Here is a 15935-nt window from a genome sequence, read left to right as displayed (position 1 = left end):
ACATGATCATCTACAACACCCTCACCCGCACCAAGGAAACCTTCGTTCCCATCGAACCCGGTCGGGTGCGCATGTACGTCTGCGGCATGACCGTCTATGACTACTGCCACCTGGGCCATGCCCGCGTCATGGTAGTCTTCGACATGGTGTATCGCTGGCTCATGGCAAAGGGCTTTGCCGTCACCTACGTGCGCAACATCACGGACATCGACGACAAGATCATTCGCCGTGCCGCGGAGAATGGCGAATCCATTGCGGAGCTCACCGAACGCTTCATCCGCTACATGCACGAGGACGAGGCCCGGCTCAATGTGCTGAGACCCACCCATGAGCCACGCGCCACCCAGTTCGTCCCGGCCATGGTGCGCATGATCGAAACCCTGCTCGCCAAGGGCCTGGCCTACACTGCGCCCAATGGCGATGTCTATTACGCCGTCGCCCGCTTTCCCGGTTACGGCAAGCTGTCCGGCAAGTCGCTCGCGGACCTGCGCGCGGGGGAACGGGTGGAGGTGGACGCCAACAAGCGCGATCCCCTCGATTTCGTCCTCTGGAAAGCGGCCAAGCCGGGGGAGCCGCAGTGGGATTCACCCTGGGGCCCCGGCCGCCCCGGCTGGCACATCGAATGCTCGGTGATGAGCGAGTGCTTCCTCGGCGAGCATTTCGACATCCATGGCGGCGGCCAGGATCTGCAGTTCCCCCACCATGAAAACGAGATCGCCCAGTCCGAGGGGGCGCACGGCCATCCCTTCGTCAATTACTGGATGCACATCGGCTTCGTGCGCGTGGATAACGAGAAGATGTCCAAGTCGCTGGGCAATTTCTTCACCATCCGCGAAGTGCTAGAAAAGTTCGATCCGGAGACGGTGCGCTTCTTCATCTTGCGCGCCCATTACCGCAGCCCCCTCAATTACTCCGACCAGCATCTTCTGGATGCGCGGCATTCCCTGGACAGCCTCTACCTCACGCTGCGCGATGTGCCGCCGGAGGAGGCGGCCGCCATCGACTGGCAGGACCCTTTCGCCGCCCGCTTCAAGGCGGCCATGGACGATGACTTCGATTCCCATGGCGCCATCACCGTGCTCTTTGAACTCTCCCGCGAGGCGAACAGGACGCGTTCCTCCCGGCTTTCCGGGCTGCTCAAGTCCCTGGGCGGTCTCCTGGGTCTTTTGCAAAACGATCCCGTCGCCCATCTGCAGGCCGGGGTGGCCGGCTCCGGCATGAGCGTGGAGCGTATCGAGGCGCTCATCAACGAGCGGCTGGCGGCGCGCAGGGCGCGGGAGTTTGCCCGCGCCGATGCCATCCGCGCCGAGCTCGCCGCTGCGGGCATTGTGCTCGAGGATGGTCCCCAGGGGACCACCTGGCGACGGGCATGAATCCCGTCAGGAGGCGGCCATCGCCAGCTTCAAGACCGTTTTCCCGCCGCTGCTGATCGAAATCCAGCACCACCTGCTCTATCTCCAGCAGGTGGTGGATGGGGTGCTCGACCCCACGCAGGCGGGGGGTCTGCCGCCGCCTTCCTACTGGCAGGCCTATTCGGCGGCGGAGGAGGGGCTGGAGGGCCTGCCCAATGAGGAGCTCCGCCAGGCGTGGCGCGCCCTGGAGGGCGTGCACAAGCGTTTCCTCGCCGCCGCCGCCCAAGCGCTGAAGGCTTCCCGGGAAGGGGACCGGCAGCGGGCGCAGGAGGCGCTCGATCAGGCCTTCGCCGCTTCCAATGAGCTCACCGGGCTGATGGTGGGCGGCGCCCTGGTTGAGCTCCTCCACCGCATCCAGCGTCACGAGGAACAACTCGCGCTGCGCTATGAAAACGAGTTTCTCGAGGCGGCTCACTTGGGCCGTTTCGCCGTGCGCCTTGCCGACCTGGTCATCGTCGATGCCGACGAGAACTTCCTGCAATTCGTCGGCCTCGAGCGCGAGGCGCTGGTGGGGGACACGGTGGAGCGCATCTTCGGCAGGCGCGCCTGGGAGCGCATCCTGCAGACTGCCCGGGGCGCGGGGGAGGGCGCGCGCGTGTCGGTGAAGGCCCGCTACCGCACCGGCGAGGCGGTGGTCCTCGAGATCACGCCTTTCCTCGAGGGCCGCAATGGTGAGGAAATGCTGCGCGCCTTTGCCCTTAACGTGACGGAAGCGGAAGCGGCCGCGCAGCAGCGCCGCCTGCTGGCCACCGCCATGGAGGTTTCGGCGCAGGCGGTCGTCATCACCGATGCGGAGTCGCACATCATCTACACCAACCCCGCCTTCACCCGCATCACCGGCTATGACGCGGAGGAGGTGCTGGGCCGGAACCCGCGTTTCCTGCAGGGGCCCGATACCAGTCAGGCCACGCGCATGGCCATCCGCGAGGCGCTGGCCGCGGGCAAGCCCATCCAGGTGGAAATCCTCAACTACCGCAAGGACGGCACGCCATTCTGGGCGGATCTCTCCATCGTGCCGGTGCGGGATGAGCAGGGGGAGATCACCCATTATGTCGCCAGCGAGGCGGACATCACCGAGCGCAAGCGGGCGGAGCAGGAAATCACCCGCATGGCCCTGGAGGACCACCTCACCGGGCTGCCCAACCGCCGCGCGGCGGAGGATCGTCTGGAGCTGGAATGGAACCGGGCAAGGCGGCAGCGGGGCACCTTTGCCCTGGCCGTGGTGGACATCGACCGCTTCAAACTGATCAACGACCAGTACGGCCACCACGTGGGCGACCAGGTGCTGCGCCAGGTCGCGGAAATCATGACCACCACCCTGCGCGGGGGCGACTGGATGGCGCGCTGGGGCGGCGAGGAATTCCTGGTCTGTTTCCATGACCTGGATTGTCAGGGCGCCCAGGCGGCGGCGGAGCGCCTGCGCCGGAAGATCAAGGAGAGCCCCCTCCGCCTGCCCTACGGGGAGCTTGCGGTGACGGTGAGCATGGGGGTGGCCCTCTACGGAGCCGAACATCCCAACGTGGATGCCATGCTGGCCCAGGCCGATGCTTTGCTCTACGAGGCCAAGGTGGGTGGCCGCGACCGCGTCGTCTGCGCCCGTTCCCAGACCCGGCGCAGCAGCGGCGTCATCTGGGAAGGGGGCCAGGTGCAAAGCGCCCTGCGGGAAAACCGCGTCATCCCCGCTTTCCAGGCCATCGTCGATCTGCGCACCGGACAGGTGGTGGCGGAGGAAGCACTGGCGCGCATCCGGGCTTCCGATGACACCCTCATTCCGGCGCAAAGCTTCATCGAGGCCGCGGAGGCGCTGCATCTGGTGGGGGCCATCGACCAGACCATTTCTATGGCGGCCCTGAACCACTGCGCGCGCAACGTGGCGAAGACCGGCGGCAGGATCGCCCATTTCATCAACCTCTCGCCCCAGTTCCTCGCCAATGGCGAGGAGGTGGAAGCCTTGCTGGCCCGGGCGCGTCAGTATTGCGAAAGCTGTGGCTTCGATCCGACGGCCCCCAAACCGGTGGTGATCGAAATCACCGAACGCCAGGCGGGCGACATCCTCACTCTGAAGAAGCACCTGAAGCCTTTGACCGACTTCGGCTTCCGCCTGGCGCTGGATGATTTCGGCAGCGGTTATTCTTCCTTCCTGTATCTTGCGGAGCTTCCGGTCCAGTTCCTCAAGATCGAGGGGTGGATGGTGAGTCGCATCGTCACCGATCCCCGTGTGCGCCAACTGGTGGAAACCGTGGTGGCCACCGCGCGGCACTTCGGCATCCTCACCATCGCCGAATGCGTGGAGAATGCGGAAACCGCGCAGGTGCTGTGCGACATCGGCGTGGACTGGGCGCAGGGTTATTATTTCTCCCGCCCGCGGGTGGAAAAACCATGAAGATCTGCATCCTTTCCGACAGCCACGACAACCGCCGACTCCTCGACCACGCCGTGGAGGACGCCAAGGCACGGGGTGCCGAAGCGGTGCTGCATTGTGGCGACGTGGTGGCGCCCACCACGCTGCGCGTGCTGAAAAAGCATGGTCTGCCCGTGCACGTCATCCATGGCAACAATGCCGGCGACACCTTTACCATGGCCAAGCTTGCCCACGAGCCCGACAGCCTCATCCATTACTACGGGGCCGACGGCGGAATCGTGCTCGCGGGCCGCAATATCTTCCTCGTCCATTACCCCCACTATGCGCGGGGGATGGCCACCACGGGGGACTGGGATCTGGTCTGCTGCGGTCATGCCCATCGCCCGGAGATCGTCTGGCTGCCCAACATCAAGGGGGGACGTACCCTCCTCGTCAATCCGGGAACGGTGGGCGGTGTTGGCAATCCCCCCACCTACGTCCTGGGCGATCTCACCACCATGGAATTCGAAGTGCGCGATGTGCCGGGCCGTGCCCAGGACATGAACCCCGCCTCCCGCACAGGCGAGCCCCCCTGATGTCCCACGGCGGCGCTCTGGCATTCCGCCGGGCAAAACCCTCTGGGGAATCGGCGGGGTCTATCGGCGCATAAGAAATTTGAATTGTCGGCTCGAGGGGTGAATCTGGCCGCGACCGCTAAACGGGAGTAACATTCCAGCGCCAAAGTGTGCCTGTGGCGTCCGGGTGGCTAGCGGGCGCCAATCCTTTGCAGACGGTCGGCGGCGCAAGGGCCGGCCCGTCAACCCATCCGTAATCTGGAGGAGACCTCATGACGGACGTAGTGGCAACCAACCAGACCATTCTGGTGGTGGGCGGAGGCATCAGCGGCATGACCGCGGCGCTGGAAGCCGCCGAATGCGGCAAGGATGTCATCCTGCTGGAGAAGACGCCCTCCCTGGGCGGCCGCGTGGTCCAGCTTTATCGCTACTTCCCCAAGCTCTGCCATCCCACCTGTGGCCTGGAGATCAATTTGCGCCGCATCAAGGGCAACAAGCGCGTGCGGGTGTTTACCCTGGCAGAGGTGACCCGCATCAGCGGCGGCCCTGGTGACTACACCGTGGATGTGCGCCTGTCGCCCCGTTACGTGAACGAAAACTGCACCGCCTGTGGCGACTGTGCGCGGGCGGTGGAGGGGGAGATTGCGGACGCCTACAACTACGGCCTGGCGAAAACCAAGGTGGCCTATCTTCCCCATGCCATGGCCTATCCCATGCGTTATGTGCTGGACCCTTCCGCCATCGGCACACCGGACGCGGAAAAGGCCAAGGCGGCCTGCAAGTATGGCGCCATCGACCTCGACATGAAGGAGGAAAACATCCAGCTCAAGGTGGGCGCCATCATCTGGGCCACCGGCTGGAAACCCTACGATGCGGCGAAAATCCAGCCCTACGGCTACGACCGTTATGCCAACGTGATCACCAGCGTGGAATTCGAGCGGCTGGCCGATCCCCACGGGCCGACGGGCGGCAGGATTCTGCGTCCCTCTGACGGCAAGGAGGCGAAAAACGTCGCTTTCATCCAATGCGCCGGCTCCCGCGACGAGAACCATCTGCGCCACTGTTCCCGCATCTGCTGCATGGCTTCCCTCAAGCAGAGCAACTACGTCACGGAGAGGTTTGGCGACGAGGGCAAATCCACCATCTACTACATCGATATCCGGGCCATCGACCGCTTCGAGGACTTCTACGCGAAAGTGAAGGCTAACCCCAACGTGAAGTTCATCAAATCCAAGGTCGCGCGTATCGTCGAGGACGAGAAGACCGGCAACCCCATCCTGCACGGGGTGGATACCGAGGGCTACCACCGTTACGCCAACGAGCATGATCTGGTGGTGCTGGCCATCGGCATGGAGCCCTCGGTGCCGGCGGTGGAGGTGCCGGCGCAGGTGATGGCCGACTCCAGCGGCTTCATCCAGCTCGATGAGGCCAACGGTGCGATTTTCCCCGCCGGCTGCGCCAGCAATGCACTGGATGTGAACCGGGCGGTGCAGTCGGCGACGGCAAGCGCGTTGCGCGCAATCCAGGTCGTCAACCAGGTGGCAAGGGCGGAGGCTTGAACAAATGGCAGAGCAGAAAACGGCAGCATACATTTGCCAGGGCTGTGGACTGGGTGAACGGCTGGATACGCGCCAGCTCGCCCAGGTGGCGCAGCGGGACGGCAAGATGAACCTGGTGCGGGAGCATCCCTTCCTGTGTTCGGCGGAAGGGGTCGCCCTCATCCAGAACGACATCGAGAAGGAGGGCGTGACCCACATCGCCATCGCCGCCTGCTCCCGCCGGGCGAAGACGGAAGCCTTCAACTTCCCCACCGTGGCCATGTCCCGTGCCAATCTGCGGGAGGGCGTGATCTGGATCCGGCCCGAAGGCGACGAACACCAGGAGACGACCCAGGAAATGGCCGACGACTACGTGCGCATGGCCTGCGCCGAAGTCAAGAAAATGACCCAGCCGCGGGGCAACCCGGCGGCTGCGCGCAACACCACGATCCTGGTGGTGGGGGGTGGCATCAGCGGTCTGACCGCTGCCCTGGAAGCCTCCAAGGCCGGCTACCAAGTGGTGTTGGTGGAAAAGACCGGTGCCCTGGGCGGAATGGCCGCCCGGCTGTGGAAACGGGTCCCGGCCAAGGAGCCCTTTGCCGACCCCGTGGATACCGGCGTGGAAGAGCTGATCAAGCGCGTAGAGTCGGACAAGAACATCAAAGTCTATCTCAACGCCACGGTGGCGAAGACCGACGGCGCTCCGGGCCGCTTTACCATCGACATCGCCACGGAGTCGGGCAGTATCAGCCAGGAGCACGTGGGGGCCATCGTGCAGGCCTCCGGCTTTACCCTCTACGACCTCAACAAGCTGCCGGAGCTGGGCGGCGGGCTGCCCCATGTGGTGGACCAGTTGGGGCTGGAGGCGCTGGCCCGCGCCGCCAATGGCGGGCCCATCAAGCGCGCCGACGGGGTGGAGGTGAAGACCGTGGTCTTCATCCAGTGCGCCGGTCAGCGCGATCCCACGGGCAAGCATCTCGCCTACTGCTCCGGTCACTGCTGCCTGACCAGCATCAAGCAGGCCATGTATTTCAAGGATCGCAACCCCGATGTGGATACCGTGGTCATCTTCGACGACCTGCGCACGCCGGGCAACGGTGAGGATTTCTACCGCAGCGCCCAGCGCAAGGGGGTGACCTTCACCAAGGGCAAGGTCTCGTCGGTGGTTCAGTCGGGCAATGGCCTGAAGGTGACCTTCCACGACCTGATCCTCGATGACCGGAATGCCACCATCGATGCCGATCTGGTGGTGCTGGCCACAGGCCAGGTTCCCAATTCCGGGGTGAACATCGATGCGCCGCGGGAGGAAGGCGTGGATGTGCGACCCATCTCCATCCTCAACCTCAATTACCGGCAGGGGCCGGACGTGCCGCAGCTCGTGCATGGTTTCGCCGATTCCCACTTCATCTGTTTCCCCTACGAATCGCGGCGGACCGGCATCTATCCCACGGGCCCGGTGCGCCGGCCGATGGATATTGCCCAGGCGGTGGAGGATGCCACCGGTGCCGCGCTCAAGGCCATCCAGGCCATCGAGAATGCCGCCGCCGGACGCGCCGCCCATCCGCGCTCGGGTGACCTGTCCTATCCCACCTTCCGCGCCGAAGGCTGCACCCAGTGCAAGCGCTGCACGGTGGAGTGTCCCTTCGGCGCCATCGACGAGGACGAAAAGCGCTATCCGGTGTTCAACGAGAGTCGCTGCCGGCGCTGTGGCACCTGCATGGGCGCCTGTCCGGTGCGCGTCATCTCCTTCGAGAACTACTCGGTGGACACCGTCGGTTCCCAGATCAAGGCGGTGGACATTCCGGACGAGTTTTCGGAAAAGCCCCGCATCCTGGTGCTCGCCTGCGAGAACGACGCCTATCCGGCGCTGGACATGGCCGGCATGAAGCGGCAGACCTACAGCGCCTTCGTCCGCATCATCCCGGTTCGCTGTCTGGGTTCGGTCAACCTGATCTGGATCACCGACGCCCTCAACAGCGGTTACGATGGGGTGATGCTCATGGGGTGCAAGCATGGCGAGCAGTACCAGTGCCACTTCGTCAAGGGCTCGGAGATGGCCAGCTACCGCCTGTCCAAGGTGGATGACACCCTGAAGAGCCTGAACCTGGAGACCGAACGGGTGCAGAACTACGAAGTGGCGATCACCGACATCGAGCGGGTACCGCAGCTGATCAACGACTATGCCGCCAAGATCATGGAGATCGGCATGAGCCCCTTCAAGTTTTAGGAGCCGGAGGATGAGCGATCTGAATGCCCAAGCCGTCAAGCAGTACGGCAACAACTTCCTGAAAGAAGTCGAGGCCCGCGTCGAGGGCGGGGAATGGGTCAAGATGTGCATGCAATGTGGCGTGTGCTCCGGCTCCTGCCCCTTCGGTCCCTACTGGGCGCATCCGCCCCAGGAAATCTTCATGATGATCCGCGCCGGCAAGCGGGAGGAGGTGCTGACCTCGGATTCCATGTGGATGTGCACCTCCTGCTACAACTGCATCGTGCGCTGCCCGCGCAAGCTGCCCATCACCCACATCATGCATGGCCTGGCCAACTACGCGCACCGGCTGGGTCTCGCGCCCAAGAACCAACCCACCCGGGTTTTTGCCAAGATGTTCTGGGACAACATCGTCAAGACCGGGCGCGTCAACGAGCTCAAGCTGTCGCTGGGGCTCTACTTCAAGGATGGCATCGGTCCCGGCATCAAGACGGCGCTGGCCATGAAGGACATTGGGCTCGGCATGCTCAAGGCCAAGCGGCTCAACCCCCTCGAACTCGTCAAGGGACATGGCTGCAAGGACGTCAAGGGCATCCACGCCATGCTGAAAAAGGCGCAGGAAATCGAAGCCAAGCGCAAGGGCTTCGCAGCCTAAGGAGAGAGGAAGATGGCGAAGAAGCAATATGCATTTTATCCCGGCTGTTCGTCGCAGAAAGGGTCTTCGGCTTCCAACTACCTGACCTCGGTCCAGTCCATGTGCAAGGTGCTGGACATCGAGCTGAACGAGATTCCGGACTGGAACTGCTGTGGTGCCTCCATCGGTTACGCGGAAGGCGGGGAGCTGCCGCGTCACGTAATGAACGCGCGCAACCTGGCCCTCGCGGAAAAGGAATTGCCAGGGCAGCAGGTGGTGGCCACCTGTGCCGCCTGCTGGCTGTCCGCCCGCGAGACCAAGGAGCGGCTGGAACACAACCAGACGCTGAAAAACGACGCCAACGAGGCCCTGAAAGAGGCCGGCCTGCAATACGAAGGCAAGGTGGAAGTGCGCCACATGGTGGAAGTCCTGATCGAGGATTTCGGCTATGAGGCGCTGAAAAAGCCGGTGGTCAAGCCCCTCGAGGGGATGAAGTTCGCCGGTTACGTCGGCTGCCAGACCAACCGGCCCTTCGGCATCCATGGCGAATCCTTCGAAAACCCCGTCTACCTCGACCATCTCGTCGAGGCCATGGGCGGCGAGGCCGTCCCCTATGACCAGAAGGTCACATGCTGTGGCGGGGCGCTGGCCTTCTCCGAACCGGAGAAGAGCCAGAAGCAGATCAAGGACATCGTCGAATCGGCCTACGACCACGGCGCCGAGTTCATCGTCACGCCCTGTCCCCTCTGCCAGGCCAATGTGGAAATCTATCAGGGCGAGGTGAACAAGCGTTACGGCACCAAGTTCAACATGCCCGTTCTCTATTACAGCCAGCTCATGACGCTTGCCTATGGCGGCTCGGCGAAAGAGGCGGGCCTCGACGGGCAGGTGATCCGGGCGCCGAAGCTGGAAGCCTTTGCCGCGAAAAAGTGAACCGGCAGCAGGAGATGCGGCGGAATAGCAACGCGCAGGATCGTTGGCTTCTGCCAGCGAGGAGGGAATCAACATGCAGATGAGGGGTCCGAAAACCTGGGACGAGTACCTCGATCTCGTGCACCAGGCCGTCTACGAAGTGGATGAACTGCGCACCTGCATGATGGAAGAGGACGACATGGACGACATGGACCTCTACAACCAGTACGTGGGTCCGCTGGATGTCCACCTGCGGGAGCTGTACGAGGCCATGACCTCGGGCCGCTATCAGTTTCCCGCCAACGAAGACCTGCCCTTCATGCCCCTGGTGCGACAGTACGGCCGCTTCATGCCTTTCCGGGGTCTCTTGGAGCTCATCAACCGCACCCACCGGGAAGGCCTCGCCACCGACTGAGGCCGGCGCGCTAGCGGGCAAGCATGCCCGCCCATTCGATGGCGGCGAGATGGGCGCGGCTTGCCTCGTTCATCTCGACGCCGATCGCCTCACACAGCCGCATTGCGGTGACCACGTCATCCCTTTCGAAAGCCAGGGCGAGCTCCAGATAAGGCGCGTAGGGGCCGCTTCCCGTGGTGAGCGCCGCCGTCACGGCTTCCGGCAGATGCAGACGCCCCACCACCTCCGGCAACGGCTGGCCCAAAAGACTGTCGAGGAGGGAGAACATGCCGGTGATGAAAAGCTGATTGCCGTCCCGGCTCGACAGGCGAAACTGGCCCAGCAACTCAGCGAGCCGCCCGCGGATCACCGCGGTATTGAGGAGCAGCCGTTGCGCAGCGGTGAGATCGACACCGGCGAAGATGAGCAGACTCAGCCAGCGCCAGAGAAAGTCATAACCCAGGACCATGACCGCATCGCGAATGGAGGCGACCTTGTAGGGCAGGCCGATGCCCGCCGAGTTCACGTAGCACAGCAGGCTGTAGCAGAGCGCCACGTCGTGCTTGAAGGCATTCTCCACTTCGGCGATGTCGGCACGGTTGACTACCAGGTTGAAGATTTCGATGACCCGGGCGCGGCTGGGGTCGAGGCGCCTCATGGCCAGGGTTTCCGGCCGCGCCAGGAGCTCCCCCTGGTAAAACTCGAAACCGATGCTGCGGCAGGCCTCGAAGTCGGCGCGCCCCCGCACGTTGCGCACCAGGCGTTGCACGTTCTGGGGCTTGACCAGACCGTCCAGGCGCGCAATCTCGCTCAAGCTCTGGCGGCCGAGGTCATAGATGACCAGATCCGCCGTGGTGGCCAGCTCAAGGAGGGTGTTCTCGTCATCGGGGCAGGGGCAGGCAAAGCGCAGGCCCCGGGCGCGCAGCTCCTTGAGCCGCGCCAGCATGGCCGCCTCCGCCGGCGGCGCAGAAATTTCGATGACGAAGCGCTCCCGCGGCAAAAGATCCATGAGCTCGCTGGCAAGGCAGCCGCTGCTCAACTTGAGGAAGCCCAGCTTATCCGTGAGGCTTTGTTCGACACCGAAGCGGTTGAGGACGTCCACCAGGAGGGCGAGCTCCTCGGCCCCATCCCGGGGCGGTGTGGGGGGTTGGCTTGCCGTCGGCCGCACCAGCAGGGAGTAACCCAGCACCCGCTCGGCGGCATCCACCACCGCCTGGCGGGCAAGGAAGACGCTGGGGGCCGCCCCACGGGCGAGGGCTTCCCCTTCCGCCCCTGGGGCGGGGGAAACGGGCTCTTGCCGGTGGCCTGACCGGGACGGGAATTTCCAGGGCATGGGGAGTCTCGGATCGTTTTGCCCTTTTTACGGCTCGCCCGAACCCTTCTTGAATGAAAGTTCTGTTAAGGGACGGTCAGGTTTGTGGGGGCCGCGGCTGCCAGAGGAGCTCGGCTCGGCCCAGGGCCTGGTTCACCGCACGCGCGAGGACGAAGAGGAGGTCGGACAGCCGGTTTAGATAGGGCAGGGCGTGGGGGGAGAGGTGCTCGCTGGCGGCGAGGGCGGCAAGGCTTCTTTCCGCCCGCCGACACACGGCGCGGGCCAGGTGGCAGAGGGCGGCGGGGCGGCTGCCCCCCGGCAGGATGAATTCCCGCAGGGGCGGCAGGGGGGCGTTGAGCCGCTCCAAGCTCTCCTCCAGCGCCTTCACCATGTCCGCCGTCACCCGGCCATGGCCGGGAAGGGACAGCTCGCCCCCCAACTCGAAGAGATCGTGCTGGATGCGCACGAGGAGATCGCGGAAGGGGGCGGGGAGTTCCGGCTCCGCCAGGACCACCCCGAGCAGGGAGTTGAGCTCGTCCACCTCGCCCAGGGCGGCGATGCGGGGCGCATGTTTGGGCAGCCGCCGGCCGTCAGCCAGCCCGGTGCTGCCATCGTCGCCGGTGCGCGTGGTGATGCGGGTCAGCCGGTAGCCCATGGCCTCCACCCTCGGTAATGGGGGGATTGTCCCACAAGCCGCTGCGGCGGAAAACGGATTTCAGGCCGGCGGCACGACTGGCAGGGCGCGTTCGCCGGTTCGGCGGTCGGTGAGGATGAAGAGCCCGTTGGCGCGGGCGAATTCCATGACGAAGGCATAGGCGGCGGGGTTGGCCTGCTCAAGGCCGCGGGCCACCACCAGGCACTTCTCCCCGTCGATGATGCAGGGATGCACACTGGCCGAATAGCGCAGCCTGCGGTTTTCATCGAAAGTGGCGAGCGCGGAGGAGATGCGTTCCACCCAGTCAGTGGGGCGCAGCTTCCGCCCATCCTCCCGGACGCCGGAGATGATCAGATAATCCTGTGCTTTGTCCATGGCCGCCTCCTTGTGCTGGTTTACCCTTTTTTCGGCAGTTCACCGCACGCCTTGAGGGGAGGAATGGTTGCGGGGTGTGGCGGAGACGGCGGCGAGGATGCCAGCGAGGATGCGGCCGGGCTCCGGGGGGCAGCCGGGGACGACCACGTCCACGGGGATCACGTTTTCGACTCTTCCCCGGCTTGCGTAGGATTCGCCGAAGATGCCGCCGCTGGCCGCGCAGTCGCCCACGGCGACCACCCATTTCGGGTCCGGGGTGGCCTCATGGGTGCGCCGCAGGGCGGTCTCCAGATGGGCGGAAACGGGGCCGGTCACCAGCAACACATCGGCGTGGCGGGGACTGGCGGCGAATTTCACCCCCACCCCCTCGATGTTGTAGTGGGGGCCGTTCAAGGCATGGATTTCCAGCTCACAGCCATTGCAGGAGCCCGCATCTATGTGGCGGACCACGACGGCCCGCCCGAACACACGGAGAATCGCCTCGTTGAGCCGCGCAGGGTCGGTGAGCAGGCCGGGATCCGCAGGCGGGGCGGGTTCCGAGACGATGCCGGTCCGCAACAGTTTGGCGAGGATGAGGTGGCTGGCCATCAGAGATCCGCTCCGCTGTACGAGAGGTTGAAGGATTTGTTGATGAGGGGGAAATCCGGAACGATGTTGCCCAGGATGCTAAGTTCCAGAAGCGGCCAGTTCTGCCACGAGGGATCGTGGGGATGCACGCGGTCGAGGCGCCCATCCTCCGCGAGGCGGGCATAAACGATGACCGGTCCGCGCCAGCCCTCGATCCAGCCCAGACCTTCGCACACCGAACCCGGTTGCGGCAGCGGCTGCGCCAGTGGCCCTTCCGGCAGATTCTCCACGATGGCCTCCAAGAGGCGCAGGGACTCCAACACCTCGCCGGCGCGCACCCGCACACGTGCCGCCACGTCGCCGGCGCGTTCCACCACCATCTGCACCTCGAGCTGGTCGTAGGGGGGATGGGGGAACTGCACCCGTGCGTCCCACGCCTGGCTGCTTGCCCTTCCCGCCAGACCGGTCAGCCCCATGCGGGCGGCAAGGGCAGGGGCGACGGTGCCGGTGCCGGTGAAGCGATCCTGCACGCCGGCGTGCTCTTCGTACACCTCCATGAGTTCCGTTACTTCATGCCGCGTTTCCGCGCCCAGCCGAACCAATTCCTTGGCCGCGGCGGGCGCGAGATCGCGCGCCACGCCACCGGGCACGATGCAATCGAAAAGATAGCGGTGACTGAACCACTCCTTGCAGGCGCGCAGCCAGATTTCCTTGACGCGCCAGAACTGATTGAAACCGAAGCCCAGTGCCACATCATTGCCCAGGTAACCCAAATCCCCCAGATGATTGACGAGTCGCTCGATTTCCAGGAAAAGGGCGCGCAACCACTGGGCGCGGGGCGGCGCCGGGGTTTGCAGGGCGCTTTCCACCGCAAGACAAAAGGCCCAGGTGAAGGCGCTGTGACTGTCGCCGGACACCCGCCCCGCCAGCCGCGCGCCCGCTGCCGGATCCATCCCCTCGAACCGCTTTTCCACGCCCTTGTGGGTGTAGCCCAGGCGCTCTTCCAGGCGCAGCACCCGGTCGCCGATCACAGAGAAGCGAAAATGTCCGGGTTCGATCACCCCGGCGTGGATGGGCCCCACGGGGATTTCGTGCACCCCCTGCCCTTCCACCCGGATGAAGGGATAGGCATCGATGGCCTCGGGATGCGCGGTGGTGAAATCCTTGCGCAGGGGGAATTCGCCTTCGCCCCAGGCGGCATGGCGCAGCCATTTGCGGGTGTCTTGCGCGCCGTCAGCCACGAGACCCAGCAGGTCGAAGGTTGCCCGCTGCATGCGGTCCGCCTGCGGGAAGATGTGCGCGATGTCCGGGTACAGCGGCTTTTCCCCATCGAGCCGGGTTTTCGCCCAGATAAGGCCCAAGGAGGAAAGATAGGCCGTATGCAGGGTGAAGCCTGAGCCCAGGTGCCGGTCGTCACTGCCCCACAGGGCGAGGAGCTGTCCGCCTTCCTCCTGGATGCCGCGGGCAAAGGCGGTCAACCGCTCCCGGCCCAGGGAAAACTGCCAGATGGGGCCGCCACCGTGTTGCGGCAGGGAGATGAGGTCGATGTGGCGTGGCATGGTTCAGCCTCCCAGCAGGCGCGCCGCCTGACGATACCAATCGGCGAGGAAGCCGGGGATGAACAGGCCCAGCACGAGCACCAGGGCAAGATGCAGGAACACGGGCAAAAGTGCCGGCTGATGCGGCAGACGGGGCAGCCGTGCCTCGCCGAAGACCATGGGCTGCACCCGGCCGAAGATGGCGGCGAAGGCCACGCCGAGCGCGGTGATAAGGAAAGGCGTGGCCCAGGGGTGATCGTGCATGGCGGTGGTGATGATGAGGAACTCGCTGGCGAACACGCCGAAGGGCGGGACACCAAGAATGGCCACGGTGCCCAAAAGCAGCCCCCAGCCGATGGTGGGGTTGGAACGGATCAGGCCGCCGATGTCGGCCATCACCTGGGTCCCCGCCTTCTGCGTGGCGTGCCCCACGGCATAGAAGATCGCCGATTTGGTGAGCGAATGCATGGTCATATGCAAAAGCCCGGCGAAGCTTGCTGTCACGCCGCCCATGCCAAAGGCGAAGGTGATGAGCCCCATGTGTTCGATGGAGGAATAGGCGAACATCCGCTTCACGTCGGTCTGACGCCGCAGGAGGAAAGCGGCGAGCACCACGCTTGCCACACCGAACCCCATCATCAGGTTGCCCGCCAGATGGGTGTTTAGCGCCCCATCCACCAGCACCTTGCAGCGGACGATGGCATACAGCGCCACATTGAGCAGCAGCCCGGAGAGCACCGCCGACACCGGCGTGGGCCCCTCCGCATGGGCATCCGGCAGCCAACTGTGCAGCGGCACCAGCCCCACCTTGGTGCCATAGCCCACCAGCAGGAAGATGAAGGCGAGCTGCAGCACCACCGGTTCCAGCTGCGTCTTCACGCCGTCCAGATGCGTCCACAAAAGGGCGGTGCCCCCTTCCCCCAGCACACGCTCGGCCGCGAAATAAAGCAGGATGGTGCCGAACAACGCCTGGGCGATGCCGACACCACAGAGGATGAAATACTTCCACGCCGCCTCCAGCGAGGCCGGCGTGCGGTAGAGGGAGACCAACAGCACGGTGGCCAGGGTGGCGCCCTCCATGGCCACCCACAGGATGCCCATATTGTTGGTGGTGAGGGCGACCAGCATCATGCCGAGGAAGATCTGGTAGCTCGCGTGGTACATGCGCAGGCGCGCCGCCGTGACGCGGCCATGGGCCTCCTCGATGCGCATGTAGGGGCGGGAGAAGACGGCGGTGGTGAAGCCGACGAAGGCGGTGAGCGCCACCAGAAACACATTGAAGGGATCGATGAAGAACCAGTCGCGGGCAGTGGTGAATGGCCCCTCCAATGCCACTGAATAGCTCAGGGCCAAGGCGGCGAGGAAGGTGGCCAGAGTGAACAGGACATTGATCGCCGGTGCGATACGGCGATGTCCCACCACGGCGAGCACCAGACCACCGAAGAGGGGCAGCAGCAGGACGAGGGCCAGCGTCAT

Annotated in this window: 14 protein-coding genes; 8 read left to right on the top strand and 6 right to left on the bottom strand. The window is 64.8% G+C overall.

What is annotated here, in order from left to right; translation table 11 throughout:
• Positions 1-2 precede the first annotated feature (2 nt).
• The 8 genes from cysS (at position 3) to K6T56_04080 (ending at position 10033) form a co-directional block, all read left to right on the top strand.
• The gene (gene cysS, locus K6T56_04115) at positions 3-1373 is read left to right on the top strand and encodes a cysteine--tRNA ligase (protein ID MCL6555532.1); all 1371 of its coding nucleotides are present in this window, start codon (positions 3-5) and stop codon (positions 1371-1373) included.
• A complete protein-coding gene (locus tag K6T56_04110; protein ID MCL6555531.1) occupies positions 1339-3795 on the top strand; it encodes an EAL domain-containing protein in 2457 nt (818 codons plus the stop codon). The genes cysS and K6T56_04110 overlap by 35 nt, the downstream gene beginning before the upstream one ends.
• Positions 3792-4349, top strand: a complete 558-nt coding sequence (locus K6T56_04105; GenBank protein ID MCL6555530.1) for a metallophosphatase family protein — start codon at positions 3792-3794, stop codon at positions 4347-4349. The genes K6T56_04110 and K6T56_04105 overlap by 4 nt, the downstream gene beginning before the upstream one ends.
• 251 nt (positions 4350-4600) lie before the next feature.
• Complete coding sequence (locus K6T56_04100; GenBank protein ID MCL6555529.1) at positions 4601-5887, top strand: FAD-dependent oxidoreductase; 1287 nt, start codon at positions 4601-4603, stop codon at positions 5885-5887.
• 4 nt (positions 5888-5891) lie between these two features.
• Entirely contained in the window at positions 5892-8093 is a 2202-nt protein-coding gene (locus tag K6T56_04095) for an FAD-dependent oxidoreductase (GenBank protein ID MCL6555528.1), read from the top strand.
• 10 nt (positions 8094-8103) lie between these two features.
• A complete protein-coding gene (locus K6T56_04090) occupies positions 8104-8727 on the top strand; it encodes a 4Fe-4S dicluster domain-containing protein (protein MCL6555527.1) in 624 nt (207 codons plus the stop codon).
• Between the two features lie 12 nt (positions 8728-8739).
• Positions 8740-9639 (top strand): CoB--CoM heterodisulfide reductase iron-sulfur subunit B family protein, encoded by a 900-nt coding sequence (locus K6T56_04085; GenBank protein MCL6555526.1) that lies wholly within the window; start codon positions 8740-8742, stop codon positions 9637-9639.
• 79 nt (positions 9640-9718) lie between these two features.
• The gene (locus K6T56_04080; GenBank protein ID MCL6555525.1) at positions 9719-10033 is read left to right on the top strand and encodes a hypothetical protein; all 315 of its coding nucleotides are present in this window, start codon (positions 9719-9721) and stop codon (positions 10031-10033) included.
• A 10-nt stretch (positions 10034-10043) separates the two neighbouring features.
• Here K6T56_04080 and K6T56_04075 read toward each other — a convergent pair whose 3' ends face one another.
• The 6 genes from K6T56_04075 to K6T56_04050 form a co-directional block, all read right to left on the bottom strand.
• Positions 10044-11345 (bottom strand): HDOD domain-containing protein, encoded by a 1302-nt coding sequence (locus K6T56_04075; protein ID MCL6555524.1) that lies wholly within the window; start codon positions 11343-11345, stop codon positions 10044-10046.
• Positions 11346-11421: 76 nt separating this feature from the next.
• The gene (locus tag K6T56_04070) at positions 11422-11979 is read right to left on the bottom strand and encodes a cob(I)yrinic acid a,c-diamide adenosyltransferase (GenBank protein MCL6555523.1); all 558 of its coding nucleotides are present in this window, start codon (positions 11977-11979) and stop codon (positions 11422-11424) included.
• A gap of 60 nt (positions 11980-12039) precedes the next feature.
• The gene (locus tag K6T56_04065; GenBank protein MCL6555522.1) at positions 12040-12354 is read right to left on the bottom strand and encodes a DUF3579 domain-containing protein; all 315 of its coding nucleotides are present in this window, start codon (positions 12352-12354) and stop codon (positions 12040-12042) included.
• Between the two features lie 39 nt (positions 12355-12393).
• Positions 12394-12942, bottom strand: coding sequence for an NADH-quinone oxidoreductase subunit NuoB (gene nuoB / locus K6T56_04060; protein ID MCL6555521.1), 549 nt, complete (start codon positions 12940-12942; stop codon positions 12394-12396).
• Complete coding sequence (locus K6T56_04055) at positions 12942-14480, bottom strand: NADH-quinone oxidoreductase subunit C (GenBank protein MCL6555520.1); 1539 nt, start codon at positions 14478-14480, stop codon at positions 12942-12944. The genes nuoB and K6T56_04055 overlap by 1 nt, the downstream gene beginning before the upstream one ends.
• Positions 14481-14483: 3 nt before the next feature.
• Positions 14484-15935: a hydrogenase 4 subunit F gene (locus tag K6T56_04050; protein MCL6555519.1), complete on the bottom strand. Its 1452-nt coding sequence runs from the start codon at positions 15933-15935 to the stop codon at positions 14484-14486.

This window comes from Burkholderiales bacterium (assembly GCA_023511995.1).
Lineage (GTDB): Bacteria > Pseudomonadota > Gammaproteobacteria > Burkholderiales > Thiobacteraceae > Thiobacter.
Note: the sequence above shows the minus strand (reverse complement) of the source record. Positions and strands in the feature narration are given on the sequence as shown.

What these genes read in the sequence shown, in the direction of transcription:
- nuoB (MCL6555521.1), bottom strand. Translation starts at nt 12,942, where the DNA reads ATGGCCAGCCACCTCATCCTCGCCAAACTGTTGCGGACCGGCATCGTC.
- K6T56_04055 (MCL6555520.1), bottom strand. Translation starts at nt 14,480, where the DNA reads ATGCCACGCCACATCGACCTCATCTCCCTGCCGCAACACGGTGGCGGC.
- K6T56_04095 (MCL6555528.1), top strand. Translation starts at nt 5,892, where the DNA reads ATGGCAGAGCAGAAAACGGCAGCATACATTTGCCAGGGCTGTGGACTG.
- K6T56_04110 (MCL6555531.1), top strand. Translation starts at nt 1,339, where the DNA reads ATGGTCCCCAGGGGACCACCTGGCGACGGGCATGAATCCCGTCAGGAG.
- K6T56_04075 (MCL6555524.1), bottom strand. Translation starts at nt 11,345, where the DNA reads ATGCCCTGGAAATTCCCGTCCCGGTCAGGCCACCGGCAAGAGCCCGTT.
- K6T56_04090 (MCL6555527.1), top strand. Translation starts at nt 8,104, where the DNA reads ATGAGCGATCTGAATGCCCAAGCCGTCAAGCAGTACGGCAACAACTTC.
- K6T56_04080 (MCL6555525.1), top strand. Translation starts at nt 9,719, where the DNA reads ATGAGGGGTCCGAAAACCTGGGACGAGTACCTCGATCTCGTGCACCAG.
- K6T56_04065 (MCL6555522.1), bottom strand. Translation starts at nt 12,354, where the DNA reads ATGGACAAAGCACAGGATTATCTGATCATCTCCGGCGTCCGGGAGGAT.
- K6T56_04085 (MCL6555526.1), top strand. Translation starts at nt 8,740, where the DNA reads ATGGCGAAGAAGCAATATGCATTTTATCCCGGCTGTTCGTCGCAGAAA.
- K6T56_04105 (MCL6555530.1), top strand. Translation starts at nt 3,792, where the DNA reads ATGAAGATCTGCATCCTTTCCGACAGCCACGACAACCGCCGACTCCTC.
- cysS (MCL6555532.1), top strand. Translation starts at nt 3, where the DNA reads ATGATCATCTACAACACCCTCACCCGCACCAAGGAAACCTTCGTTCCC.
- K6T56_04100 (MCL6555529.1), top strand. Translation starts at nt 4,601, where the DNA reads ATGACGGACGTAGTGGCAACCAACCAGACCATTCTGGTGGTGGGCGGA.
- K6T56_04050 (MCL6555519.1), bottom strand. Translation starts at nt 15,935, where the DNA reads ATGACGCTGGCCCTCGTCCTGCTGCTGCCCCTCTTCGGTGGTCTGGTG.
- K6T56_04070 (MCL6555523.1), bottom strand. Translation starts at nt 11,979, where the DNA reads ATGGGCTACCGGCTGACCCGCATCACCACGCGCACCGGCGACGATGGC.